The 23,764-nt window shown below is 70.0% G+C and carries 22 protein-coding genes; 8 read left to right on the top strand and 14 right to left on the bottom strand.

Going from position 1 to position 23,764, the window contains the following annotated elements:
- Nucleotides 1–246 precede the first annotated feature (246 nt).
- From ACYVF6_RS02225 to ACYVF6_RS02185, 9 genes are all read right to left on the bottom strand, one after another.
- Nucleotides 247–750: a metallophosphoesterase family protein gene (locus ACYVF6_RS02225; RefSeq protein ID WP_460515148.1), complete on the bottom strand. Its 504-nt coding sequence runs from the start codon at nt 748–750 to the stop codon at nt 247–249.
- Nucleotides 751–763: 13 nt separating this feature from the next.
- Nucleotides 764–1,366 (bottom strand): nucleotide-binding protein, encoded by a 603-nt coding sequence (locus tag ACYVF6_RS02220; RefSeq protein ID WP_460515146.1) that lies wholly within the window; start codon nt 1,364–1,366, stop codon nt 764–766.
- Nucleotides 1,367–1,434: 68 nt separating this feature from the next.
- Nucleotides 1,435–1,929 carry a nucleoside-diphosphate kinase gene (locus ACYVF6_RS02215; protein ID WP_460515143.1) on the bottom strand — a complete coding sequence of 165 codons (495 nt, stop codon included), beginning with the start codon at nt 1,927–1,929 and terminating at the stop codon, nt 1,435–1,437.
- 37 nt (nt 1,930–1,966) lie between these two features.
- Nucleotides 1,967–3,181, bottom strand: a complete 1,215-nt coding sequence (locus tag ACYVF6_RS02210; RefSeq protein ID WP_460515140.1) for an MFS transporter — start codon at nt 3,179–3,181, stop codon at nt 1,967–1,969.
- Nucleotides 3,182–3,194: 13 nt separating this feature from the next.
- On the bottom strand, nt 3,195–4,229 hold the full coding sequence (locus ACYVF6_RS02205) for a CGNR zinc finger domain-containing protein (protein WP_460515138.1): 1,035 nt from the start codon (nt 4,227–4,229) through the stop codon (nt 3,195–3,197).
- Nucleotides 4,230–4,256: 27 nt separating this feature from the next.
- Nucleotides 4,257–5,519, bottom strand: a complete 1,263-nt coding sequence (locus ACYVF6_RS02200; protein WP_460515136.1) for an RNA polymerase sigma factor — start codon at nt 5,517–5,519, stop codon at nt 4,257–4,259.
- Entirely contained in the window at nt 5,516–5,881 is a 366-nt protein-coding gene (locus tag ACYVF6_RS02195) for a YciI family protein (RefSeq protein ID WP_460515134.1), read from the bottom strand. Before ACYVF6_RS02195 ends, ACYVF6_RS02200 begins: the two co-directional genes overlap by 4 nt.
- A gap of 246 nt (nt 5,882–6,127) precedes the next feature.
- The gene (locus ACYVF6_RS02190) at nt 6,128–7,489 is read right to left on the bottom strand and encodes a PQQ-binding-like beta-propeller repeat protein (protein WP_460515132.1); all 1,362 of its coding nucleotides are present in this window, start codon (nt 7,487–7,489) and stop codon (nt 6,128–6,130) included.
- 3 nt (nt 7,490–7,492) lie between these two features.
- Nucleotides 7,493–8,215, bottom strand: coding sequence for a hypothetical protein (locus ACYVF6_RS02185; RefSeq protein WP_460515130.1), 723 nt, complete (start codon nt 8,213–8,215; stop codon nt 7,493–7,495).
- Between the two features lie 416 nt (nt 8,216–8,631).
- On the opposite strand from ACYVF6_RS02185, the gene ACYVF6_RS02180 reads away from it, so the two are divergent.
- The gene (locus ACYVF6_RS02180) at nt 8,632–10,347 is read left to right on the top strand and encodes an alkaline phosphatase D family protein (RefSeq protein ID WP_460515128.1); all 1,716 of its coding nucleotides are present in this window, start codon (nt 8,632–8,634) and stop codon (nt 10,345–10,347) included.
- Between the two features lie 26 nt (nt 10,348–10,373).
- A complete protein-coding gene (locus ACYVF6_RS02175) occupies nt 10,374–11,213 on the top strand; it encodes a hypothetical protein (protein ID WP_460515127.1) in 840 nt (279 codons plus the stop codon).
- Between the two features lie 394 nt (nt 11,214–11,607).
- Here ACYVF6_RS02175 and ACYVF6_RS02170 read toward each other — a convergent pair whose 3' ends face one another.
- Nucleotides 11,608–13,596 carry a pectinesterase family protein gene (locus ACYVF6_RS02170; protein WP_460515125.1) on the bottom strand — a complete coding sequence of 663 codons (1,989 nt, stop codon included), beginning with the start codon at nt 13,594–13,596 and terminating at the stop codon, nt 11,608–11,610.
- 1,215 nt (nt 13,597–14,811) lie between these two features.
- Nucleotides 14,812–16,872, bottom strand: coding sequence for a DUF6807 family protein (locus tag ACYVF6_RS02165; RefSeq protein ID WP_460515123.1), 2,061 nt, complete (start codon nt 16,870–16,872; stop codon nt 14,812–14,814).
- Nucleotides 16,873–17,453: 581 nt separating this feature from the next.
- Here ACYVF6_RS02165 and ACYVF6_RS02160 point away from each other — a divergent pair.
- Nucleotides 17,454–18,023, top strand: a complete 570-nt coding sequence (locus ACYVF6_RS02160) for a P-loop NTPase family protein (protein ID WP_460515121.1) — start codon at nt 17,454–17,456, stop codon at nt 18,021–18,023.
- Here the strand turns inward: ACYVF6_RS02160 and ACYVF6_RS02155 are convergent.
- The gene (locus ACYVF6_RS02155; RefSeq protein WP_460515119.1) at nt 17,958–18,377 is read right to left on the bottom strand and encodes a DoxX family protein; all 420 of its coding nucleotides are present in this window, start codon (nt 18,375–18,377) and stop codon (nt 17,958–17,960) included. The genes ACYVF6_RS02160 and ACYVF6_RS02155 overlap by 66 nt on opposite strands.
- A gap of 84 nt (nt 18,378–18,461) precedes the next feature.
- Here ACYVF6_RS02155 and ACYVF6_RS02150 point away from each other — a divergent pair, with 84 nt between their 5' ends.
- Nucleotides 18,462–19,136 (top strand): TetR/AcrR family transcriptional regulator, encoded by a 675-nt coding sequence (locus tag ACYVF6_RS02150; protein ID WP_460515117.1) that lies wholly within the window; start codon nt 18,462–18,464, stop codon nt 19,134–19,136.
- A gap of 63 nt (nt 19,137–19,199) precedes the next feature.
- Here the strand turns inward: ACYVF6_RS02150 and ACYVF6_RS02145 are convergent, their stop codons facing one another.
- Together ACYVF6_RS02145 and ACYVF6_RS02140 are read right to left on the bottom strand one after the other, a co-directional pair.
- Nucleotides 19,200–20,078 carry an aminoglycoside phosphotransferase family protein gene (locus ACYVF6_RS02145; protein ID WP_460515116.1) on the bottom strand — a complete coding sequence of 293 codons (879 nt, stop codon included), beginning with the start codon at nt 20,076–20,078 and terminating at the stop codon, nt 19,200–19,202.
- A gap of 59 nt (nt 20,079–20,137) precedes the next feature.
- A complete protein-coding gene (locus ACYVF6_RS02140) occupies nt 20,138–20,638 on the bottom strand; it encodes a YybH family protein (RefSeq protein ID WP_460515115.1) in 501 nt (166 codons plus the stop codon).
- Between the two features lie 120 nt (nt 20,639–20,758).
- Here ACYVF6_RS02140 and ACYVF6_RS02135 point away from each other — a divergent pair, with 120 nt between their 5' ends.
- The 4 genes from ACYVF6_RS02135 (at nt 20,759) to ACYVF6_RS02120 (ending at nt 23,672) form a co-directional block, all read left to right on the top strand.
- Complete coding sequence (locus tag ACYVF6_RS02135) at nt 20,759–21,727, top strand: ArsR/SmtB family transcription factor (RefSeq protein WP_460515113.1); 969 nt, start codon at nt 20,759–20,761, stop codon at nt 21,725–21,727.
- 352 nt (nt 21,728–22,079) lie between these two features.
- The gene (locus ACYVF6_RS02130; protein ID WP_460515112.1) at nt 22,080–22,868 is read left to right on the top strand and encodes a helix-turn-helix transcriptional regulator; all 789 of its coding nucleotides are present in this window, start codon (nt 22,080–22,082) and stop codon (nt 22,866–22,868) included.
- A gap of 23 nt (nt 22,869–22,891) precedes the next feature.
- A complete protein-coding gene (locus ACYVF6_RS02125) occupies nt 22,892–23,284 on the top strand; it encodes a VOC family protein (RefSeq protein WP_460515110.1) in 393 nt (130 codons plus the stop codon).
- Between the two features lie 10 nt (nt 23,285–23,294).
- Nucleotides 23,295–23,672: a hypothetical protein gene (locus ACYVF6_RS02120; protein ID WP_460515108.1), complete on the top strand. Its 378-nt coding sequence runs from the start codon at nt 23,295–23,297 to the stop codon at nt 23,670–23,672.
- Nucleotides 23,673–23,764: the final 92 nt, after the last annotated feature.

The raw sequence follows: 23,764 nt of genomic DNA, 5'->3' as shown, positions 1-23,764 counted from the left end.
CGTGCTCCCGGCTGCGCCCCGCCGCTCCCTTCCCCATCGAGCAACAGGATCGCCCGGCCACTCCCCGACCACCCGCCGCTGGCGCGCCACAAGCAAACCGCCTGGCAGCCGTCCGCACCCGATCTGGCCCCGCCCTCGCCGGAGACCCAGCCCTCATCGTTCATCGGCGCCGGCCCCGCGCCGACCGGCCGGTCGGCGCTCGCCGTCGGGCTCTCCGTGATCGGCTCTCGGGCAGCGGCTCCGCTCTCAGGCGGGCTTCGGCACTGGGTGCAGCTCGACCTTTCCGATCTCGCCGTCGGCGAGGTCGAGGGTCATGTAGGTCGCCACGGGTTGGCGGCGCCGGTCGGTCGGAGAGCCGGGGTTCAGCAGGCGCAGGCCGTTCGGTGCCACGGTGCCCCAGGGGATGTGGCTGTGGCCGAAGACCAGTACGTCGTCGTCCGGGAACTGGGTGGCGCAGCGCGCCTCCCTGCCCTTGGCCGGTCCGGTCTCGTGGATGACGGCCAGCCGGACGCCCGCCAGCTCGACCCGGGCGATTTCGGGGAGTCGCTCCCGCAGGGCTGGGCCGTCATTGTTGCCGTAGACGCCGACCAACGCGGCCGATCGAGCCTCCAGCTGGTCGAGCAGGGCGACGTCCACCCAGTCGCCCGCGTGCACCACGACATCCGCCTCGGCGACGGCGTACCAGACCTGCGCCGGCAGCTCACGGGCACGCGCGGGTACGTGCGTGTCGGCCAGCAGCAGCAACCGCACCGGGCGGCCGTCCTCAGCCGGCCATCCGCGAGGCCGCGAGGACCCGGCGCCACACCTTCCGATAGGCGTCGAGACCTTCCGGACACAGCGCCCCGTTCGGTCCGGCGGCGATCGCCACGCGTTCGGGGATCGTGCCCCAGACCGGCACGCCGCCCTCGGACCAGGCCTGCATGATCTCCTTGTAGTCGCGCGTGTAGGTGCGCGCGGAGGTGATCACGAGCCCGGCGCGTACGCCATCGGGCACCATCTCGAGTACGGCCTCGGCCCGCGATGTCTCGATCCCGCCGACACGGGTGGGGACCACCACCGCGTTGGCGCGTTCCATCGCCTGGCTCAGCAACCGCTCGTTGCCCGGGGGCGGGTCGATGACAGCGATGTCGTCGGCTTCCATCCGGTCCAGCGCCTTCGTCAGCAGCCGGCCGGACGGTGCCTCGGCCACCTCGATCCGCTTGAATCGTTCATCGCCCGCATATTCGATCCATTCGGCCGCGCTCGCCTGCGGGTCGGCGTCCACGAGGGTCGCCGACCGCCGGTTGGAGGTCGCCAGCGCAGCGAGATACACGGCGGTGGTCGTCTTTCCAACGCCGCCCTTGAGTGCAGCTACAAGCACGATCACATGTCGACCGTACCCGTCACAGACGCTTACTGAACGACATATCGCCGATCTTGGCCCGTAACACGCGCCTAGAACGTAAACGGCTCCGCGAGCGTCCGGTAGTCGTGCTGCTCATCGGCGCTGAACCACAGCTCGACCTCGTACTTCGCCTCGTCGGAGTTACCCGACGCGTGGACGAGGTTGGAGACGGCCTTGTCCAGCCCGACGCAGTAGGCCTTCGACTGGTGCGCGAAGTCGCCGCGGATCGTGCCGGGCGGGGCCTCGTTGGGGTAGGTGCCGCCGACGAGCCGGCGTACGTTCGCGACCGCCTCGACGCCTTCCAGCACCATCGCGATCACGGGACCAGCCTGCATCGAGGCCGCCGTGGCGTCGTAGACCTGCTTGCCGTGGCGCTCTTCCAGGTCGAAGTAGTGCTTGCGGGTGAACTCGGCGTCCAGCTCCCGCATCTTCGTCGCGACGATCTTCAGCCCGGCGTCCTCGAACCGCTGGATGATCCGGCCGGCCAGCCCGCGCGCGACGGCGTCCGGCTTGAGGACGACCAGGGTCCGCTCCAGTGTGGCCACAGCCCTGCCTTTCGTGAATGAGATGTACGCACAGACCTTACGGAACGCTCGGCGCACACGCAGGTGCGGGCTTGGTGATCATGCTCTGACCTGGGCGCCTGGCGACGAGCGGCTCGAGCAGCGCGACGGCGAGGGCCGCGAGGCTCAGCAGGCCGCCGGCCAGGGCGGTGCTGCGGGCGCCGAACGCCGGGAGCAGCACGCTGCCCAGCAGGGCGCCGGCGGTGATGCCGACGTTGAACGCGGTCGACGTACCCGCGGAGGCCACCGACGAGTCGCCGGGCGCGACCTGGAGGACGCGTACGGACAGCGCGCTGGCGAGGGCTGCCATCGCGACGCCGGACAGTCCGATCAGGGCGACGGTTACGGCTCTGACCTGGCCGAACGCGTACATGCCGAGCAGGGCCACGGCCTGCAGCGCGACCGGCAGGACCATCGCGAGCCAGGCGTTGCGATCGGCGAGGCCGCCGGCGATTCCGATGCCCGCGATGCCGACGACGCCGCGCACCATCAGGATCGGGCCGATCGCAGCCGCCGAGAAACCGGTTACTTGGATCAGGAACGGGCTGACGTAGGTGAATGCGGCGAACGCGCCGGTGATCGCGAGCGCGGTGGTGACGACCAGTAGCCAGTAGCGCCTCGCGTCCGGCTCGGTGCCGCGGGCGGCGTGGCTCTGCTCCGGCTTCGACGTGGGCAGCAGGACGGCGAGGCTCACCATCGCTCCCAGGCCGACCGCGGCGAGGGCGACGAACGGCGTCTGCCAGCCGGCGAGCTGGCCGAGCCAGGTTCCGGCGGGGATGCCGAACACCGACGCAACCGACGGGCCCGCGAACAGGACGGCGAGCACGCGGCCGCGGATGCGCGGAGGGAACAGCCCGGCCGCGGTCGGCGTGGCCACCGACCAGAACAACGCCTGCGTCAGCGCGACGACCACGCGGGTGGCGAGGAGGATCCAGTAGCTGTCGGCAAGCAGGGACAGCAGCATGGCCAGCACGAACGTCGCCAGCAGGCCGGTCAGCAGGTAGCGCCGCGGCACCCTGCGCGTCACCATCGTCAACGGGATCGACGCGAGGACGACCACGAGCCCGTAACCGGTCACCAACCGCCCGACCGCCGACGGCGACACGTCCAGATCCCCGGCGATGAGCAGCAACAGCCCGATCGGGAGGGTCTCGGTGGTGACGTAGGTGAACGTGGACACCGAGAGCGCGAGCAGCGTGCCGATCGCGCGAGCGTTGCTACCTACGTAAGCCATTTTGACGGTTTCCTCAGCTCGAGAGGTCGCTTGAGGCGGAGGGAGTGCGCGCCGCGCGCCGGCGCTCGGTGAGCCTGCGCGCCTTGACCTCGGCGCCGCAGTCGGCCATCCGGCACCACCGCCGCGAGCGGTTACGGCTGTGGTCGAGGAAGAGCCAGCCACAACCGCCGTCCTCGGTAGGGCACCGCCCCAGCCGCCCGAGGTCGGCGCTGAACAGCAGCTCATAGGCGGCCGCAGCCGCGCGATCGGGCAACAGCAACGCCGGCGCCATCCCGACAACGAGCGTGGGAGTGGAACGAGCGAAAGCCGCGGACCCGGTTGGCCAGAGATCAGCGCCTGGATCGACCGGAGCACCGACGCCGCCATCGGACCCCTCCACGATCGCTCCGGAATCGTCTCGAGCGGCGTGAACCGGCGAAGCAGCGCCAGTGGCGCGGAGGGCAGTGCGCGGATCGGCCGGTGTACCGACATCACCGGAACCATCCGCCTGCGCATCAGGGCCGTCTCGAGAGGCGTGGGCCGCGGCCGAAGCAGCATCGTCGACATGGACGGCAGCTCCCGAATCAGCCGCAGCACGGAACTGGCCGTCGAACCCCTCCGCGACCGCACCGGCACCGCCATCTCGAGTGGTGTGGGCGGCGGGCGAGGCAGCGTCGGTCTGGGTTGGTTGTAGGCGGAGGGTGGAGCGACCCACTGCGGCATGCCACCTGGTGTGCAGCCGTTCCAGCGCCGCCCCTGTCTCGGCCGCGTCGGCCGGGGTCAGGCCCATCGTGGCGGCCAGGGCGGCGTACAGCGACTCCCGAATCTCCGTCACCGCGGCCAGCGCGGCCCGCGCAGCGCCGGGGTCGCGTTCCCAGGCTCGCGCCACCTCCGCCAGCTCGGCCTCGTCGGCCAGGCCGGCTCGACGTGCCCACACCAGCAGCGCCGACGGCGCCCCCAGGTGGTCGCGTTCCGGCGGTTGCCCGGCCACCCGAGGCTCGACCGTGTTCACCAGGTCGAGCGCACGGTGCCCAGCGACCAGCGGCAGGTTGGAAGCGTCCACGTTCACAACAACCAACGCTACCATCAAAACAAGCTAAGCCGGTAGCGTTCCTTCGAGCCTGCTCGCCCGCGTCAGCAAGTACCGCCGTTCCGGCAAGCTCCCCGCCCGCCCAGCAGCGGCCCGATAGTGCGCCATCGCCCCAGCCAGGTCCCCCGCCAGCTCCAGCAGATGCGCCCGCGCCACGTTCAGCCGATGCTGCTCACCGAGCCGCGAGTCCGATGCCAACTCCTCCACAGCCGCCAAGCCCGCCGCCGGGCCGTGCACCATCGCCACCGCGACCGCGCGGTTCAGCCGCACCACCGGGTTCGAACTCCCACCCTCGACCCGTTCCAGCAGGTCGTACAGCGCCAGGATCTGCCGCCAGTCGGTCTCCTCCGCACGCGAAGCCTCGTCATGCACCGCCGCGATCGCCGCCTGCACCTGGTACGGCCCGAGCCGGCTCTCCGACATCGCCCACGTCACCAGCGAGACGCCCTCCGCGATCGCCGCGCGGTCCCACAAACCCCGGTCCTGCTCGGCCAGCGGCACCGCCAAGCCGTCCGCCCCGAGCCGCGCCGACCGCCGGGCGTCCGTCAGCAGCATCAGAGCCAGCAGCCCAGCCACCTCGCCAGCAGCGGGAAACCGGTTCCTCAGGATCCGCCCCAGCCGGATCGCCTCCGCGGTCAGATCGGCCCGCACCAAGGCAGGCCCCGCCGTCGCCGTGTACCCCTCGTTGAAGATCAGATAGAGCACCTGCAGCACCGCCCGCACCCGGGCGTCCAGCTCCGCCGCCGGCGGCATCCGGAACGGCACCCCCGACGCCTTGATCCGCTGCTTCGCCCGTGTGATCCGCTTCCGCATCGTCTCCTCCGGTACGAGGAACGCGTGCGCGATCTCCTCCGTCGTGAGCCCACCCACCGCCCGCAACGTCAACGCGACCTGCACCGGCTCGGCCAGCACCGGATGACAGCACATCAGCAGCAGAACGAGGGTGTCGTCCTGGTCGCCGGTACGCGGCAGGTCAGCCGCGGGCGCCAGGTACGAGTCCAACGGCACGCGTACCGCCATCGTGTCCTCGCGCCGCCGCCTGGCCTGCTCACTCCGCAACTGGTCGGTCAGCTTGTTCGCGGCCACCTGAATCAGCCAGGCACGGGGATCTGCGGGTACCGCAGTTTGCGGCCACCGCAAACTGGCGGCAAGGAGCGCTTCCTGCACCGCATCCTCGGCCGCGTCGAAGTGCCCGTACCGCCGGACGACCGCACCGAGGACCTGCGGCGCCAGCTCGCGCAGCAGGTCCTCGAAACCGGTTTCTCTCAAAGCTCCGCTCCGGGATCCCCAGCACCGAGCGGCCGCACCTCCACCGTGTCACCCAACGCGTCGACGACGCGAGCAGCGATCTCCAGCGCGCGGTCGTGGCTCTTGCAGTCGACGATGCCGAAGCTCACCAGCACCTCTTTGAGCTCGGCATACGGACCATCCGTAGCGACCGGCCCGCTCTCCCCCTTGCGTACCGTCACGGTGTGCGACGGCTCGCCCAGCCCCGCGTTGTAGACCGCCTCGCCCGACTCCATGAGCTCCTTGCCGAGCTCCTCGTAGAAGTCGCACGCCTTCTGGACGTCCTCGGCCGTCGCGTCGGTCCAGCTCTGCGGGTTCGTGTAGGCCAACAGGATGTACTGCATGTCCGGCTCCTCGATGTTCGCGGCGCCTCGCCAGTGCCGGGCGCCTGTCGACCGCTACGTCGGAGCCACCGACCCGCGCGGGACAGCCTTCCCGAACTTTCTGCCGAGATCTTCCTACGAAATCTCTTCGAGGAGATGGACCTCCACACCGCGGTCAACTCATCGCGGTGCCGGCAAACAAACAGGCCCGTTCCCGGCGCACCCCCCGCGCCAGGAACGGGCCCAGCCCCGCAAACCCAGAGGCAGCTACTCGGCCACGGGATACGCCACCGGACCGTCGGCGCCATCGACGCTCGAAGCGATGCCGCCGTACTCGCTCACCCAGTCCGGCGCGATCCCCGGTGCGATCTCCTTGTCGGCCCCGGTCTGGCCGTCCAGCACGATCGGCCCGTTGGAGGTCGTGCCGTAGATCGCCCCGTGCCAGACGGCGCTCAACCCCGGCCTTTGGCGCTGGTCGTTCTTGTCCTTCGGCAGCGCCCACAGCTGCTTGCCGGTCGACGCGTCGAACGCCATCATCTGCGACATCTCCCCGCCGACCTGACACACCATGATCGACTTCTGGTCGTACTGGCACTCGCCGAGCTCGCTCAGTCCCTCGATGCCACCGTTCCTGGCCAGCGCGGACTGCTTCGGCTTCCCGGTGGCGGGGTCGACGAACGCCATCGTCTCGTCACCCGTGGAGTTGACGTAGGCGATCATCGCGGTGTCGGGACCGGCGTTCTCGACCGCGCCGCTCCACGTCTCGGCGGCCACCCAGCGCTCCTTGCCGTCGGTCAGCCCGACCCCGACGATCCGCGTCTGCGACGGTAGCCCCGGCTCGGCGTCACTGATGCCGACAACGACGTCGCCGTTCAGGCTGCGGGCGATCAAGCCACGCGCCTCCCACAGCGGTTCCTTCGTGTTCGGCGCGATCGCGAACGTCTCAGCAGCGTTGGTGGTGGTGTACGTGACGACGACCGCCTGGTCCGTCACACCAAGCACGCGCGTGATCGCACGGTCGCCATTGGTGTCCGGGTCGGGTGCGTCGACCAGCGCCGACCACTCGACGTCGCCCTTCTCCGCGCCGACGGCCATCACCACGACCGCGAAGTGCGACGGCGTGGTGCCCTTGCCCGGCACAGTGACCGGGAACGCGCCGTAGACCGTCTTGCCGTCCTCCGACACCAGCGGCGGACGTGGCCCGGCGTCGTTCACGAACGGCCCGGCCTGGGCGTTCGGGTCGGCCGGCGCACCTTCGATCGGCGTCTTCCACAGCTGCTTGGCGCTGATCAGGTCGACCGCCGACAGGTCGTACGCACTGACGATGTACGCCGTCCGCCCGGACAGCGTGGTGAAGTTGGTCGTCACGTCGCCGGCGAGGTTGCCCTGACCCAGCTTGAACGGCAGGTCGACCCCGGCCGCCTTGTCGAACTTCAGCGGCGGGTCGGCGGTCTTCGCGGGCGGCAACGTCGGCGTCGGCGTCGCGGTCCTGGTCGGCTTGGCCGACGCGGACGCGGACGACTTGTCGTCGGCGTTCGGACTGTCGTCGGTCTTGGACCCGCAGCCCGCGGCGGCCGCCAGAGCCACTCCGGCGATCAGCACAGCGGTCAGCGTCTTACGCATCGTCATCTTTCAGTTCCCCGTAGCGTCAGGAGTGGGAATCGGCACACACGGGAGCTCGGCAAGTTCGTCGTCGGTCCCGAGGAGGAACTTGCCGTCGGCGTTTCCGCAGAGCTGGTAGCCGTCCTTGGCTTCGGACCCGTCCTTGATCTGGAAGACCAGCGGCTCTCGGTAGTCGACGCCGGCGTCCAGATCGATCCCCATCAGGTCGAGCGTCATCCAGGTCTCCGACTGCCAGTCCGACTCATCCATCGCTATGGGCATCACCGAGGTCTTGTTGGTGATGAAGCAGGTCTCGACGTTGTTGACGTGAGAGGGACTGGAGCAGCCCGTGCCGGCGGGCTGGAAGCGCAGGTACAGCTCCCTCATCTGCAGGTGATTCACGCCCCGGTCGGCCAGTTTCGGCCGCATCGCCGTGAACACCACCATGAACTTCGTGCCAGGCTCGGCCGGCGTGTCCGCGAACTGTGAGAAGTACTGGACCTGCATCGGCTTCAGCATCACGGCGAAATCGCTGGACGAGTAGTGGTAGGTCAGCGCCTTGGTCGGCACGTCGTCGAACGATGTCGGCTCCGGCGGCTCGGTCGGCGTCGGCGTCGCCGACGAATCGTCGCTCGCGGCCGATGTCGTGGGATCCGCGCTGCCCGAGCCATCGCCGCCGCACGCGGCCAGCCCAACGGCCGTGCTGAGCATGATGATGGACGCCACCAGCAGGCGGCGTACGTGGTTGGTCATGTCTCCTCGTCCCCGTATGGGTGGTGTGGGGTGCCCGCGCACAGTGAAACCGGCCGCTCTAACAAGCCACTAACAAGGTCACTTGGTACGAGCTGCCGGCATTCCCCCGGAATGTGCCCAGCGGCTCACATCAGGCAAACGCCTTCCAAGGTAACGAAACCAACACGTCGCGTGTGTTCACGCACGTGAACAGGCCATTAGGTGCCGGTTTTGCCCACTGGACAAGGTGTATGCCGTGAGGTTGACTCCGGACGAGATCAGCGTGGAGGGGCCACCTGGTGGAGCCGGACAGATCGACGTTTCACCGACCGGGGGCAGGGCCTTCACCTCCACGTCACCACGGCGTTCACCAGGCTGGCGACCGTGGTGCGATTGGCCCGCTTCACGGGCGGGCCATGGGCGGGAGGGGCCATACCTTGAGGGGCAACCACGATCTTGAGCGTGCCTCGCTCAGCATCGACCAGCTCGGCCCGTACGGACCGTACGGCCAACAGGACCGGCGGCAGTTCGTCGGGTACTTCGGGCTGGGCGCGCTGGCGCTCGCACTCGGACCACTGGCGACGCAGCCGTCGACCCGGACTCGCGAGGTCACCAGCTTCAGCAACTATCCGTTCAGTCTCGGAGTGGCGTCCGGCGATCCGCTGCCCGACTCCGTCGTGCTGTGGACGCGGCTGGCGCCGGAGCCGCTGGCGTCGCTCGGCGGCATGGACCAGGTACGCGTACCCGTGCCCTGGCAGGTCGCGGAGGACCCGCAGTTCCGCCGGGTGGTTCGCAGCGGGACGGCCACGGCGAAACCGGAGTACGTCCACTCGGTGCACGTCGACGTGCGCGGGCTGCGGCCCGGCCGGGAGTACTACTACCGCTTCAAGGCCGGCAACCAGATCTCGCCTGTCGGGCGGACCAAGACCGCCCCGGCGACGTGGCAGGTCCTGGACGACTTCAGGTTCGCGATGGTGTCGTGCCAGGCATGGTTCGACGGCTACTACACGGCCTACGGCCATCTGGCGGAGGAGGACGTCGATGTGGTCCTCCACCTCGGCGACTACCTCTATGAGTACGGCGTCGGGACCAACGGCGGCCGGCCGGACGCCACGCTGCCGGACAAGTACTTCAGTCCGACCGTCTACCTGTCGGAGTATCGCGACAGGTACGCGCTCTACAAGCTCGACCCCGACCTGCAGGCCGCACACGCCGCCGCGCCCTGGATCCTGACCTGGGACGACCACGAGGTGGTCGACAACTACGCCAACCTCGCGCATCCGTCGGCGACGCCGGAGGACTTCCTGGTGCGCCGGGCGAACGCGTACCGGGCGTACTGGGAGCACATGCCGTTGCGGCCGCTGGAGCCGGTGGGGCCGGACATGCCGATCTACCGGCGCTTCACGTTCGGGCGGCTGCTGGAGTTCAGCGTGCTCGACACCCGGCAGTACCGCAGCGACCAGGCCTGCGGCGACGGGCTGCGGACCGACTGCGTGGACCGGCTCGACCCGGCGCGCACGCTGCTCGGCGACCCGCAGGAGGCCTGGCTCATGGACGGGCTGGCGCAGTCGCGTACGACCTGGAACGTACTTGCGCAGCAGATCATGCTGTCGCAGGTCGACTTCAACACCAACGCCGGCCTGGCGCTGTCGATGGACTTGTGGGACGGCTACACGCCTGCTCGGGACCGGGTGCTGGCCGGACTGGTCGAGCGGCAGGTGCGCAACCCGATCGTGCTGTCGGGCGACTTCCACCGCAGCATGGCGGCCAACGTCAAGCAGAACTTCGACGACCCGGCCTCGCCGACGATCGCGACGGAGTTTCTCGGCACGTCGATCTCGTCGGGTATGGACGGGGCCGACATGGACGAGTTCGGGACGCAGTTCCTGGCCGCCAACGACCACATCAAGTTCTACAACGGGCAGCGCGGCTATGTGCGCTTCTCCGTGACGCCGGAGACCTGGAACGCGGACTACCGCGTCGTGCCGTACGTACGGCAGCGGGGCGCTGAGGTGTTCACGCGCGCTTCGCTGGTCGTCGAGGCCGGTGTGCCGGGACTGCAGGACGTCAGCGAGAACGCGGCACGCGGCCTGGCGTACGCGAGCGCCGACGAGGTGGAGCCGCCCGAGCCGTTGAAGGAGCCTGAGCAGTGATCTCACGCATGACAAGGGGTCTCAGCATGTTCACCCTCGCAGCGCTGCTGGGTGCGGTGCTGTTCGGTACGGCCGGGCCCGCGGGCGCGGCGCGGGGCTCGATCACGTTGTCCGTCGCGCCTGGGCCGATGGCGGTGCTCGCCGCGCCGTGCGGTGGGCAGCCGCTGCCGATCGACATCGGGAACACCGGCTCGACGGGGGCGTACGTCGACGTCTTCATCGAGCCGGAAGGGCCGCTGACCACGTCGCACGACGTGATCTCGACGTACGTACCGCCTTCGGACGATGTGGTCGTGACCGCGCAGATCTCGGCGCCGTTGGGGTCCGCGGGGGGCACGTACGGGGTCTCGGTGCAGGTCGGATCGCGCGGGCCGTCGGCGTCGTCGTCGGCTGTCGTGACGCCGAAGCCGTCCGGGCCGGGCGCGAACCTGGCGTTGGGCGGCCCGGTCTCGGCGTCGTCGACGCACGGCAACTTCGCCGTCTGCGGCGGGGTCGACGGCAACACCAGCTCCGAGGACTGGGACACGCTGACCGGTTGGAACGACGGTACGTCGCGAGTCTGGCCCGACACCTACGCGATCTCGACGGTGGGCGGGGCGCAGCCGATCGGCCGGGTGGTGGTCTACACGTTGAACTCGGTGCGCTTCCCGGCCGCCCGCTACGGCCTGAAGGACTTCGACGTCGAGGTCCTGGACGAAGGTGGGAAGTGGGTGAACGTGTCGAGCGTGCGCGACAACACGGCGGGGGTGGTGGAGTTCACGTACGACTCGCCGCTGCTGACGACCGGCGTGCGGATCGTGGCGCTGGCGTCGAACAACAACGACTACTCGCGGATCGTCGAGCTGGAGGTCTACCAGGCTTCGTAGCCTGGGGTTGACGACAGGGCGTTTGCTGGGGCGGTTTCTGCGGCCGGCAGGTCAGTGCGCGGCCGCAGCCGCCCCTTTGCCGTGACTCGCCCGCGTGCCGTTGCTTCGTCACCGCCGATGCCTCGCGCGTAGGCATGCTCGCCGCTGTTGTGGTCTCCGCAACCCGCCCGTCCTTTCCGGCACACGCACGCCGCCGCCCTGCGCGCCCGAACGCCGACACCACCCCACATCCCTCCCGCCAAGCTGCGACTGACACATTGCTCCTCCTCGCGTACTCACTGCGTACCTCGTCGACCGCTGCCCCTGCTCGGCACATCTGCCTCACCCCGCTTCGTCGAGCGCTCGCCGGCGCGGCGTTGCGCTCGCCACGGCCGCTGCCATGGTCGACTCCAGTTCAGCGGCGCCAGGGTGACCAGCCGTCGGGGCCGGCGAGGTAGGAGGCAACCGTTGCGGAGGCTGCTTGCTCTTCCGTGAGTTGCGGCCGGCCGTCGCCGGTGGCGGCGCCGGGTCCGGTGTTGCGATACTCGAAGAACTCCGCGTCCCGCCAGGACCAGCCGCTCATGTCGGTCCAGGCCGGCGTTCCGATGTGGGCGCCCAGCCAGGAGTCGCGCACGACGACTGCCGGGTCGGTGTTCGGATCGCTGCTCGGATGCCACGGCCGGCCGAGGAACACCGAGCCCGCCGCGGCGTCGGAAACGAAGCGGCAGCCGGTGAAGAGGAAACCGTGTGGGTTCCCCGTGACGGTCGACGCCGCCGTGACGTACCCGTTCACCGTCGCGTGCCGGTCGAGCGAGCGGATCGTGCTGTTCGCGAACACTGCCGTCGCCCGGCCGTAGATGAAGTCGACGTCGCCCTCGACGTACGAGCGCGTCGCGTACACCCGCGACTGGACGTCGCGCGAAGGCGACTCGGCCAGATAGGTGTCCTGGTTGCCGATCAGCCGCACGCCGTCGAGCACGATGCGGTCACCGATCGTACGCAGCGCCAGCGACTGACTCGGTCCGTTAGCTGCCTCGTCGTAGTCGTTGCGCACGGTGAGGTTCCGCAGCGTCACGTCGTTCGCGAACACGGCGAGTGTCGCCGAGCCGCTGCTACCGAACGTGCCGCCGTAGAACTTCTGCTGCCCAGCCGCGATGTCGTACGTCAGCACGACATCAGCCGGATCGCGCGTCGTGCCTCGGATCGTCAGGTGATCAGCGTCGGGAAAGACCCGGACCACCTCACGGTATGTGCCCGGCGCCACGACGATCTCCACCGGATGGGTGGCCCGCGCTGCCGCGCCCACAGCAGCGCCGATGCTGGCGAAGTCGCCCGACCCGTCGAGCGCGACGCGTACCCGGCGGCCGATCTCCCGGATCGGGCCGACCGGACCGGCGCCGGCTGTGACGATCGCCGGTACGTCGTCGACCGGATCGACCTGATAGGCGTAGAACTGTGACGGTTCGAAAGTCGAACCAGTCTGGTCCCGGCGACCGCGGATCGCGAGAAACCGGTTCCCCCGCGAGTCGACCTTCGAGTCCGCGTCCTTCGCGACGATCGGGTCCTCGCCGTTGACGTAGTAGCTGGCCTCCACCACCAGCTGCGCCGCGCCCCGCGACATCGTGCCGTACTGCCCGAATCCGTCGAGATAGTTGTTGTACAGGTGCCCGGCGGCCACGTTGTCGACGCTCGCGTTGCGCTGGTAGGTGTTGGCGAACCAATTGTGGTGCAACGTGATCGTGGTGATCACGTTTGTCGTCCAGCCGACACCGATTGCCTTGTTGTGATCGAGAAACCGGTTCCACGAAAGCGTGACGGCAGTCGAGTCCTGACGTACGTCGACCAGGCCGTCGCCGAGCCGGGCGAACTCGTTGTGGTCGATCCATACGTGCGACGACGTGTCCAGCCGGATGCCGTCGTTGTCGTTGTCGGCGCTCTTGCCGTCCCAGTCGGCGGGCACGTACGAGTCGCGGAAGGTCAGGTTTCGCACGATGACGTTGTGGACGCCGTCGAGGAACAGGCCGCCGCCGACCAGCGCGGCTCGCGGCCCGAGCCCCACGATCGTCTTGTTGGAGGCGACGCGGATCATCGAGCCGAACGGCTCTACCTGGATCTCTCCGCGTACGACGATGGTCAGCGGCTCGGTGCTGGCGGCGTGGCGGGCGAGCGAGGCCGCATCCGATGCGATGACGGTACGCCCGCCGGTGCCGCCGATCGTTCCCTCCGGCAGATCATCAGAGGGTGTGGACGCGAAACCGGTTGCTCGCGGCGACCACACCGGCCCGTCCGCGGTCTCGGTGTGCGGGGCGCCTACCGCTCGGAGAAACCGGTTCCCGGCGACGGCGGGATCGGTCGGGTTGCCGAGGCTGCGATCCAGCCGGCCGGCGCCGGCCCAGGCGGCCACCGTCGTACGGGCTGCGGGCGCGGGCTGGATCGTACGACGCTGGCCGGCGCTGCCGGAGACCGTCGCGGAGAGCGGTTTCTCGGGATGCGCCTGGCTGGACCGCTGGCTGCTGCCTTGGACCCCCTCAGAAACCGGTTTCTCGCGCCCGCGAACTGGGCCGCTGTCACCCGCGTGATCAACCCCGGTCTCGCCCGGAATCGAGCTGGACCCATGCGCTAAGGGTCGGGCCTGAGCCGGCGGCCCGAACGCCGCCGAAACCGCGATCACGGCGGCAAGCGTCACTGATGTACCGGTTCGCGCAAAAAGCCTTCTGAGCTGCGACATCGGGCTTCCTCCCGCACTATGACAGGTCCGAGAAACCGGTTTCTTGGGAACGTAGTCTCGCTCTCACAGCGCGTCAAGCACGCCCCAATGACACAAGGACTGAGGCCAAGGCGTCGCCCCATCCCGAGCACGGAGACGACTCCAACCGCGCGGAGTAAGGCGCAGCGCCGGAAGCAACCGACCAACCTGCCGATGCGGGAGCGCCTCCCAGCACAGCACGATCCGGTGCCAGCACGGATGCGCGGGCTGCTGAGCTCGTAGCCGGCATCAGCCTTCCTCGAACAACGCGGCGACAGCGACGCAGATCGCACAGCAAGCCGCGCGCCGCGGCACGCCCGACGTAGCACCTCCGCCCAGCAGCACGGTGCCCCAGCACGGATGCGACGCGCGGGCGACGAGCTCGCAGCCAGCATCCGCCCTCCTCGAACAACGCGGCGACAGCGACGCAGATCGCACAGCAAGCCGTACCCGCGGCACGCCCGACGTAGCACCTCCGCCCAGCAGCGCAGCGCCCCAGCGCGGATGCGACGCGCCCGCAGTGAGCACCGGCGATCGCTCGAAGAGCGTGACGGCATCCAAACGAGTGCGGCAAGTCGCACCGGCCGAGCCAGAGTGCTGCAGGGGGGTGGACCAGGGACGGGAGTGCGCAAGCGGACACGACGGCCCGCGTAGCCGGCGCCACACATGCCGAGCACAACGCGACGTGCGGTCCGCCGCAGAGGGCGCCTCGACGACCGATGCCGGCTCGCGGCATCGACCGGGCCAGAGCACGGCGACCGGGCCAGGGCACAGCGACAACCGACCCGCCGACCCGCCGCCGCGACGGCTGGGCGTTGGCCGGGCCAGCCGCGAAGCGAACGGCTCGCCGCCGCCAGCGGCAGCAGAACCGGGCTAGGCCGAGGGGAAACCGACGCTCAGGCGGGCCATCGCGAGTTCGGCCAGGTCGGCGGCGTCCTGCCGGTCCAGCTGGCGGTCGACGATGATCGCGTCGAGGTAGAGGTCGAGGTGGTCGTCTTCCTCGATGACGGTCTGGGAGTCCCAGGCCACCGCCGGGCCCGCGCCCACGTAGTCGGCGACTCGGACGAACCACGGGTAGTCGGCCTGGGTGGGCTGGGCCAGCACCACCGACACCCAGCTTTCGCCGCGGCGTTGGGCGAACGCGATCCAGGTCGAACGCGAACCGTGCGCCGATGTCTCCCCCGCCGCGCCGGCCGCCAGCACGAGCGTCTCGTCGGCGTTCGGCAGGCGCCAGAAGAGTCCGCCGTACCCCGCGCCCGGACGCCCGTTGATCGCCGGGCTGGAGAAGGTCAGCTCCTCCCGGTCGGCGATCAGGCGGCTGCGCCACCGCAGCGCCCAGCCCTCGACCTCGGGTACCAGCACACCGCGCAGCGTCCGGTCCTCCGCGAGCTGATGCACTCCAGCCTGGTCGACCCACTCGACCTCCTGCGTCAGCGTCGTACCGTCGTCCGAGACGCGGGCCGAACCGCCGATCTGCCGGCCATGATTGGGCAGCAGCGTCGGCCCCTGCCCGCGGACGAAGGTACGTCCGCCCCAGTAAGTCGTCCCGTTCACGTCGGCGATCGCCAGCGACAGGCCGTAGTGGTGGCGGTGGTCGACGGGGCTCCGCTCGGTGACGGGTACGCCGGCGAGTGAGTGGATCGGATCGAGGTACGGACGTGGGCTGTGTACGTCGGGCAGATCGTCGCCGGGCTGGTAGCGGGCCAGCGGCGTCCCCAGCCCCTCGAGCACCAGGCCGGTCGCGTCCGAACGCCAAGCGGCCGAGGCCCCCGGCCCGGACGTACTCCGGGAGAGGCCGGCCGTGTCGGACGACGGAGCGGAGAAGCGGCGCGCCGGCGGCACCGGGCCGGTGCTGGCCCGCACCTCGAGCTTCGGGACGAACCTGGTGCCCGTGCTCTCCTGTGAGCTTTCGAACCTGCCGCCATCCGTACGCACAGCCGCCGCGCCGTCCTTCGGCACCACGGCACCATCCGCGGCTGATGGGTACTCGTCGTCCGGCTCGGTGCGGAGTACGTCGCGCAGGGATTGCCAGGCGGCCCGGCCGAGCTCGGCCTGCGGCACGGCCGCGGTGGTGAGGGAAGGCGTGGCGTAGCGGGCCAGCTCGATGTCGTCGAAGCCGGCGATCGAGATGTCGCCTGGCACCGCGACGCCGCTCTCGTTCAGCCGGGCGAGCAGCCCGAACGCCACCAGGTCGTTGAAAGTGATCGCGGCCGTGGCGCGGGTGGCCAGCACCTGGTCGGCGATGGCGTATCCGTGGGCGACGGTCGAGCCGCCGGGCAGGGTGCTGACGTCGAGGCCGGAGTACTGCTCCACCGAGGCCTTCAGCGCCGCTGCTTTCGCCACGCCCGACGAGCTGCCCGCCGGGCCCTCGACGTAGACGATCTGGCGGTGCCCCAGCTCCACCAGGTGGGCGACGATCGAGCGCATGCCGTCGGCGTAGTCGACCCAGAAGCCGGGGACGTCGCCGTCGTCGAGCTGGCGGTTGATCAGTACTGCCGGCTTCACCAGGGGCAGCAGCTCGAGCAGCTGGTCGTCCGCCATCCGCGGCGACGCCAGGATCAACGCGTCGCAACGCATTCGGGCCTCGTGCGCGATCTCGGGTTCGGCGAGCGCGTCCTCAGCGCTTTCGGCGACGAGTACGCGGCAGCCGTCCTCGTCGGCGGCGGCCATCAGGCCGCGCAGGATCTGCTGGAACAGGGGGTTTCCGAGGTCGGGTACGACCAGCGCGACGGAGTTCGTCCGGCCGATCGAGAGGCTGCGGGCGACGTTGCTCGGGCGGTAGCTGAGGCGTTCGGCGACCTCACGTACGTGCTCGGCGATGTCCTGCGCGACCGTGGAACGGCCGTTCATCACCCGCGACACCGTCGCTCTCGAGACGCCGGCTGCCCGGGCCACCTCGCCGATCGTCACCCCGGTCTTGGCCGGCTTCGCCATCGGACCCTCCCAGTTACTCAAAGGGGCCGACGCCGGCCCTACGCGGAGTACAAGGTACCTCCACTTGCGGTCAGATTACCGGATGAGAAACCGGTTCCCGGCCGCCAAAGTGCGCTCAGAAACCGGTTTCTCGGGACCGCGGTCGCGGCTCTGATTCACGCGGGAACCGGTTTCTCGAATAAGCAGAGCCAGACGGAACTCGCGGGCCAAAACAGCCCGGCAGACCACCTCCATGAGAAGGGCGCATCGGGGAACCGGTTTCTCGAACGACGGGAGGGCCAACCCGGTGACAACTGCCGACGACGACAGGCCGGGAACCGGTTTCTCGAGGCTGTGGGAGCTGCACCGGCACAGGGCGACTCACGTCTGCGATGACTTCGGGCGCAATTGCGGTCGACCTGCCCGGGAACCGGTTTCTCGAAGCAGCGCAGCGATGTCGGCTTCGGCCCGAGACGGCTCGACAGCCGACCGTCGGCGGCGGGCTGGCCGGGAACCGGTTTCTCGAGGACCGCGGAAGCCCGCCGAGCGCAGGGCGAAATGGCTTGGCGGACGGCGGCTGCGGGCGCCTACGCTGCCGGACTGTGAAACGCGTGCTCATCCTTGGCCCGGGCGGCGCCGGCAAGAGCGAGCTTGCGTGGGCCATCAGCCGCCGGACGGGGCTGCCGGTTGTCCATCTGGACGTACTGTTCTGGGGTCCGGGATGGAGCGCGGTTCCGCGGGAGCAGGCGCTGGCCCGTCTGAGCGAAGCCGTCGACGGCGACGAATGGGTGCTCGACGGCAACTTCCTGCGGGATGTCGATGTCGACGGCCGGTTGCGGCGGGCCGACACGATCGTGTTCCTGGACCTGTCGCGCTGGCTGTGCCTGTGGCGCGTCACCAAACGGATGCTGCGCGACCGCCGGCGGCGCAGGCCCGACCTTCCGGACGGCGCGGACGAGTCGTTCGATCCGGCCGGGTTGCGGTGGATCTGGAACTACCGCCGGACCGACCGGCCGAACGTACTCGCGCTCCTGGCCGGCCTCGGACCGGGCGTCGCGGTGTATCGGTTGGGGACGCGGGCCGAGGTACGGCGGTTCGTCGAGCGGTTATCGCCGGAGCACGGCCAACAGCCGCCCGAGGCTGCGCCGGCGGCCCCAGGCGATGATCGCTGAGGGGAGGAGGAGCGCCAGCGGGAGCACGACGCCGCCGCCGGTCACGAGTTGCTGCGTCACCGCCGCTCCGATCATCAGCGCGACCAGCGCCAGCGCCGCCAACCCGACGAGTCGCGGCACGAAGAGTGCGACGGCTCCCGCGATCTCGAGTACGCCGATCAGGTAACGGAACCAGTCGCCGAACCCGAGCTGGTCGAACGTCGCCGCGATCTCGGGTGAGCCGGTCAGCTTCCCGATGCCGACCATCAGGAAGAACAGCGCGGTCAGGACCTGCAGCACCCACAGCCCGACGTTGGCCAGCCGGCTCCCGAAACCGGGCACGCTGGCCGCGGCTCGCTCTGTCGTCACGTACATGGACCTCCCCTTCCTCTCGGTCTCGAAGGCCTGCAACAGCCATAACAAGGTTATGTAACTTAGTTATGGCAATACAGTCAACCCATGAGCCCGAGATCCACCGATCCCTCGGTCCGAGCCGAACTGGTCGAGGCTGCCGCCCGCGTCCTGGCCGAGGCGGGCCCGAACGGCCTGACGGCGCGCCGGCTCGCCACCGAGGTGGGCGCGTCGACGATGGCGGTCTACACGCATTTCGGCAGCATGGACGAGGTACACCGGGCGGTCCGTCGGGAGGGCTTCGCGCGGCTGGCGGCCGACCTCGACGCCGTACCGAAGACCGACGATCCGGTCACCGACCTGACCGCCGCGGGCGTGGCGTACCTGGCGAACGGGCTCGCCAACCCGAACCTCTACCGCGCGATGTTCCTCGAGCGCCACGGGAACCCCGAAGCGGGCAACGACACGTTCGAACGCCTCGTCCAGGCCGTACGCCGCTGCGTGGACGCAGGCCGGTTCGAGGCGGCCGGCCCGATGGACGCGCTCGGCTGGTCCGTACAACTGTGGACGATGCGGCACGGCATGGTGAGCCTCGCGATCGCGGAGCTCATGCCGCGCGAGCATCTGGTGCTGCACTTCGCCGACATGAACCGCCGGCTGTTCGTCGGCTACGGCGACGACCCCGCGAAGACGCGCAAGTCGGTCGACCAGGCGATGCGGGCGTACGGCCAGCGGCTGGACGTCGGCCAAGGTGGAACGACCGCGAAGCCCAACCCCGCTTGAGGGTCCGCCGAGTCACGAACCACGCCGGCCGAGCTCGCCGGTCGTGTCCTCACGACCAAGCGGTCACATCAGCTTCGCGAGAACGTCGATGAACGCCTGGTAGGTCGATCGATCGCCGATCGACAGGTGCCAGGACGCGGCCTGCGTACCCACCGCGAAAAGCCAAGCCCGCTGGCGTTTCCGGTCGAGCCCGAGCCGATCGGCGAACGCGTCCGCCCGCTTCGCGGAGTCCGGGCCGAGGTCGATCCGCAGGAACTGTCCGACGTCGAACGCCGGGTCGCCGATCCGCGGCATCGGGTCGATCGCCAGCCAGCCGCGGCCCGAACGCAGCAGGTTCCGGCGGTGGAAATCGCCGTGCAGCAAGGCTTTCCGTTCGGCCGAGGCCGGCAACGAACGGTAGAGCCGGGCGGCCTCGTAGAACGGCCCGACGTCAGCCACCGTACGGAACTCATCGGCACGGCTGTCCATCAGCTCCGCCAGGTGCTCGCACCAGTCCGCCAGGGACATCCCCGGATGCAGCGAAGGGTCCGCCGACCAGAGCCCGAGCAGCACCTCCGCCGCGACGGCGTCGGCCTCCGCCGAAGGCAAGCCTGCGGCATCGGTGCCGGGCAGGCAACGTTCCAGCAGGCAGGCGCGGTCGTCCGGCTCGTAGCCCAGCAGCCGGATCGCTCCACGACCGTTCCAGGAACGCAGCGCCCGGCACTGATCGTCCATGTCCACAAGGGGAATCGCGAGCTTGAGGACGGCAGGGCTCCCGTCCTCGCGTACGACCGGAGCCGCCCAGCCGGCCTCGCCACCGGTGAACGCCGGCAACAGCGTGAGCTTCCAGCGATCCACACAACGGTCCACCAGCGCGGGCAGCTCGCGCAGCCACGTCCGGGCGACCTCGCCGTGATAGGCGACGATCAGCTCCGCCTGCGCCGCGGGCATCAGCTCCGTCATCGCAGCCGAGGCTCACACAGCCAACGGATCCAAGGCAAGTCCTTTGTTCCGGCCGGCCTTCACGACCCGGTCGTGTACGAAGGGCCGTTGCTGTCCTGGTTCTGCAGGGCGAGCCAGCGTCCGTTCTCGTAGGTGAACGTCACGCCGATCACGAAGTCGATCGGCTCGGCGCCGGGCGACGGCGTGAACACCGAGTCGAAGAGGACGAACGCGGTACGGCAGCCGCGCACCTCTCGCGTGCGCTCGTCGAACGTCTGCGTCCAGCCGGACGTGGCGAAGAACGGCCCGATGAAGCCCATCGTCCGCTCCTTGCCGTAGAGCACCTCGCCGTCGGCGAAGATCGCGGTCACGTCGGGGTGGAGGACGGACGCGAACCGCTTCGCGTCGCGTTCGGCGGTGGAGTCGACATACGTACGCACGGCGCGGTCGAAGTCCGCCGCACAGGCATGCTGGGTCTGGGTCTGGGGCTCGCCGTTCGCTTCGGCGCCCATCGCCACCGCCGGTACGGCAGCGGCGGTCACGGCGACCAGGGAGATGGCGGTACGTAGCAGGGTTCTCACGGTTTCGGCTCCTCGAAGGATGTATCAGGCGACTACGTGAGAGGAGTGAAACGCCGGCGGCCGTCCCGGCGGTAATGATTCGACCCAGCTCGAACGGTCGCGCGGCTTAGCATGGAGCGCGTGATCGTGGTCGACGTTGACAGTGCGAGCCTGGCGCGCCTGCGGCTCGCGCCGTCGCCTGCCTACGAGCTGGCCGGCTGGTTGCTGCTCGCCGCGCAGGGCCGCCGGCATCCGGTCTACGGCGATCCCGGGCCGGCCGCGCGGGCGGCGCTGCGGCGCGCCGACACCCAACTCGTGGCGGAGCTGTTCCCGCGGTCCGGTCGCGGGTACACCCCGGACTTCCTCACGCCCGCCCCGCCGCCCGTCGCTCGGCCGGCCCGGACGTTCGGCGTCCAACTGGAGCTCGTCGCTGCGACGCCCGCCGATGCGGTCGAGCGGGAGATCGGATGGTTCGCGGCCGAAGGGCAGCTGTCGGCCCGGGTACGCGAGGCAGTGCAGGCCGGGACGCTGGCCGGCCGGGTGGCCGCGGGGTTGTACGCGTTCTGGCGGGCCGCCTTCGCCGACAGCTGGTCCGCGCTACGCGCCACGCTCGACGCCGACATCCGCCGGCGTGGCACCGAGCTCGCCCAGGCCGGTGTCGGCGCGGTGCTCGGAGGCCTCCACCCGGACCTGCGCTGGACGGGCGGCCGGCTGGAGATCACGTCGGCGTACGACGAGCACCATGCGGTAGGTCAGGCCGACCTGGTGCTGGCGCCGAGCGCCATCCGCTGGCCCGGACTCGGCGTCCAGTTGCACGACGCCCGGGCCGCGGTGTTCTGCTACCCGGCCGGCGGCGTCGGCGCGCCGGCAGCCGACCGCAACCAGGCCGCCGCGGTCGCGGACCTGCTCGGCGCCAGCCGTGCCGCCCTCCTGCGCGATCTCGACGAACCCCGCTCGACCGGCGACCTGAGCCGCCGCCACGTACTCGCCCCCGCCACGGTCTCGCACCATCTTGGCGTGATGCTGCGCGCCGGCCTCGTCCACCGCGACCGCAGTGGACGCGTCGTCTACTACCGCCGCAGCCTCCGCGGGGACGCACTGGTGAGTTGAGGCTGGAATTGGCCGAGCCACGCTCCGCAGCCGGAACAGCGGTAGGCACTCTCGGCGTGACGCGGCGCCCAGGCCCGATCGACCGCGACCACAACGGACGCGTCGTCTACCGCCGCGGCCTCCGCCGAGGCGCATTGGTGACCGAAACGGCGGCGAGCACTGCAGCGTGATGCTGCCCGCCGGCCTGGTCCACCGCGACCGCAACTGACGCGTCGTCTACTACCGCCGAAGCCTCTGCGGAGAGGCACCGAGGCCTGAAACCCGCCGCTGGCAGGGCTCCTCTGCCCCGAGCCACGCTCCACGGCTGCAAACGGCGACGAGCAATGTCGGTTGGCTCGCTTACTCTCATGCCGTGAACCGCATCGATCGTCTGTACGCCTTGGTGGAGGAGCTGCGTGCCGCCGGGGCGCGGGGCAGGACAGCGCGGCAGCTCGCAACGCACTTCGAGGTGAGCGTACGCACCGTCGAGCGTGACCTGAGCGCGCTCGGGCAGGCCGGCGTGCCGCTCGCCACCAAGCAGGGGCGAGGCGGCGGCTACACGCTCGACCGCTCGATGAGCCTGCCTCCCCTCAACTTCACCCCTCGCGAGGCGGCCGCCGTCGCCGTGGCGTTGAGCAGGAACGAGCACGTGCTGTTCAAGCGCGACGCCCGTAGCGCCCTGCAGAAGATCGTCGCTGCCATGCCGGAGCGGGCGCTGGCCGAGGCACGTACCGCCGCCGGGAAGGTACGGCTGCTCGTCCAGCCCGTGCCCGACCCCGACGCCGAGATCGCCGAGACGGTCTGGCGGGCCGTACGCGACAACCAGGTGCTGCGCATCCGCTACACCGATGCCGGCGGTATCGATACCACCAGGGAGGTCGAGCCGCAGCACGTGGTCGTCGGCCCCAATGGTTCCTACCTCAGCGCCTGGTGCCACCTGCGAACCGAGGACCGGGTGTTCCGCATGGACCGCATCACCCGGGCCGAGCCCACACCGTCTCCGCCGCGCCCGCGACGCGACATACCCGACCTGATCGTCGACGGCTACGAGACCAAGCTGCCGGCCTCGGCGCTGAACGGCGAAGATCTTCTGCCGAACACCGACATAGGGCTGTCGCCTGCGCCCGAGACCGTAGGTGCGACCTGCCGCTTCGGCAGGTGATCCGCACTCTGAAGGAGACCCGCATGAGCACCGTCCCCGCACCCGGCGCCCTGGCCTGGTTCGAAGTCGCCACCAGCGATCCCGACGGCGCCGCGAAGTTCTACGGCAGCCTCTTCGACTGGACCTTCGAGACCGACGGCCCGTCGGCCTCCGGCGGCATGGACTACCGCAACATCAAGGCCTCCGGTGCCGACGGCCCGATGGGCGGCATCTTCGGCACCGGCGGGCAGGTGCCGAACCACGCCGTGTTCTACATCCTGGTCGCCGACGTCGACGCCACCTGCGCCGACGCCGAACAGCTCGGCGGCTCGGTCGTGAGCAAGCACCTCGACCCCGGCCCCGGCGCACCGACGTTCGCCTACCTCCGTGACCCGGCCGGTAACCTGTTCGGCGTCTTCACCCCACCGACGAGCTGACGGCGACCTGATGGCGCGACGTACGAAGGGAACGTCCCCGGCGGAGCACTCCGGCGGGGACGACGCCCGCGACCTCTACGACGAGCTCACCGACGACCTGTTGTACGACCCGGCCATCGGCCGGGCCACGATGATGGGCTACCCATGCGTACGACTGGCCGGCAAGTTCCTCGCCTCCTACGACGACAAGTCCGGCTGCCTGGTCCTGAAGCTCCCCCGCGAACGGGTCACGGCCCTCGTCGAGGCCGGCACCGGCGAGCCGTTCGCCCCGTCCGGCAAGGTCTTCCGCGAGTGGGTGGCCGTCCCCACGGTCGACCGTGACCTGTGGCGCACCCTCCTGGCCGAGGCTGTCGACTTCGCCAGGAAGCAGCTGGCGGCGGACGGGTAGGCCGCGGCCACCCCCGTCCGCCGCCGGCCGCACAGCGGACGATGCGCTGACTCACGCGTACTGGGTGAGGACGACCACGCAGAACAGCAGGC

Source organism: Flindersiella endophytica (genome assembly GCF_054779015.1).
Note: the sequence above shows the minus strand (reverse complement) of the source record. Positions and strands in the feature narration are given on the sequence as shown.

Coding starts and splice junctions, on each gene's coding strand:
- ACYVF6_RS02175 (WP_460515127.1), top strand. CDS start 10,374: ATGTTCACCCTCGCAGCGCTGCTGGGTGCGGTGCTGTTCGGTACGGCC.
- ACYVF6_RS02150 (WP_460515117.1), top strand. CDS start 18,462: ATGAGCCCGAGATCCACCGATCCCTCGGTCCGAGCCGAACTGGTCGAG.
- ACYVF6_RS02210 (WP_460515140.1), bottom strand. CDS start 3,181: ATGGCTTACGTAGGTAGCAACGCTCGCGCGATCGGCACGCTGCTCGCG.
- ACYVF6_RS02165 (WP_460515123.1), bottom strand. CDS start 16,872: ATGGCGAAGCCGGCCAAGACCGGGGTGACGATCGGCGAGGTGGCCCGG.
- ACYVF6_RS02145 (WP_460515116.1), bottom strand. CDS start 20,078: ATGACGGAGCTGATGCCCGCGGCGCAGGCGGAGCTGATCGTCGCCTAT.
- ACYVF6_RS02195 (WP_460515134.1), bottom strand. CDS start 5,881: ATGCAGTACATCCTGTTGGCCTACACGAACCCGCAGAGCTGGACCGAC.
- ACYVF6_RS02185 (WP_460515130.1), bottom strand. CDS start 8,215: ATGACCAACCACGTACGCCGCCTGCTGGTGGCGTCCATCATCATGCTC.
- ACYVF6_RS02120 (WP_460515108.1), top strand. CDS start 23,295: ATGGCGCGACGTACGAAGGGAACGTCCCCGGCGGAGCACTCCGGCGGG.
- ACYVF6_RS02125 (WP_460515110.1), top strand. CDS start 22,892: ATGAGCACCGTCCCCGCACCCGGCGCCCTGGCCTGGTTCGAAGTCGCC.
- ACYVF6_RS02190 (WP_460515132.1), bottom strand. CDS start 7,489: ATGACGATGCGTAAGACGCTGACCGCTGTGCTGATCGCCGGAGTGGCT.
- ACYVF6_RS02155 (WP_460515119.1), bottom strand. CDS start 18,377: ATGTACGTGACGACAGAGCGAGCCGCGGCCAGCGTGCCCGGTTTCGGG.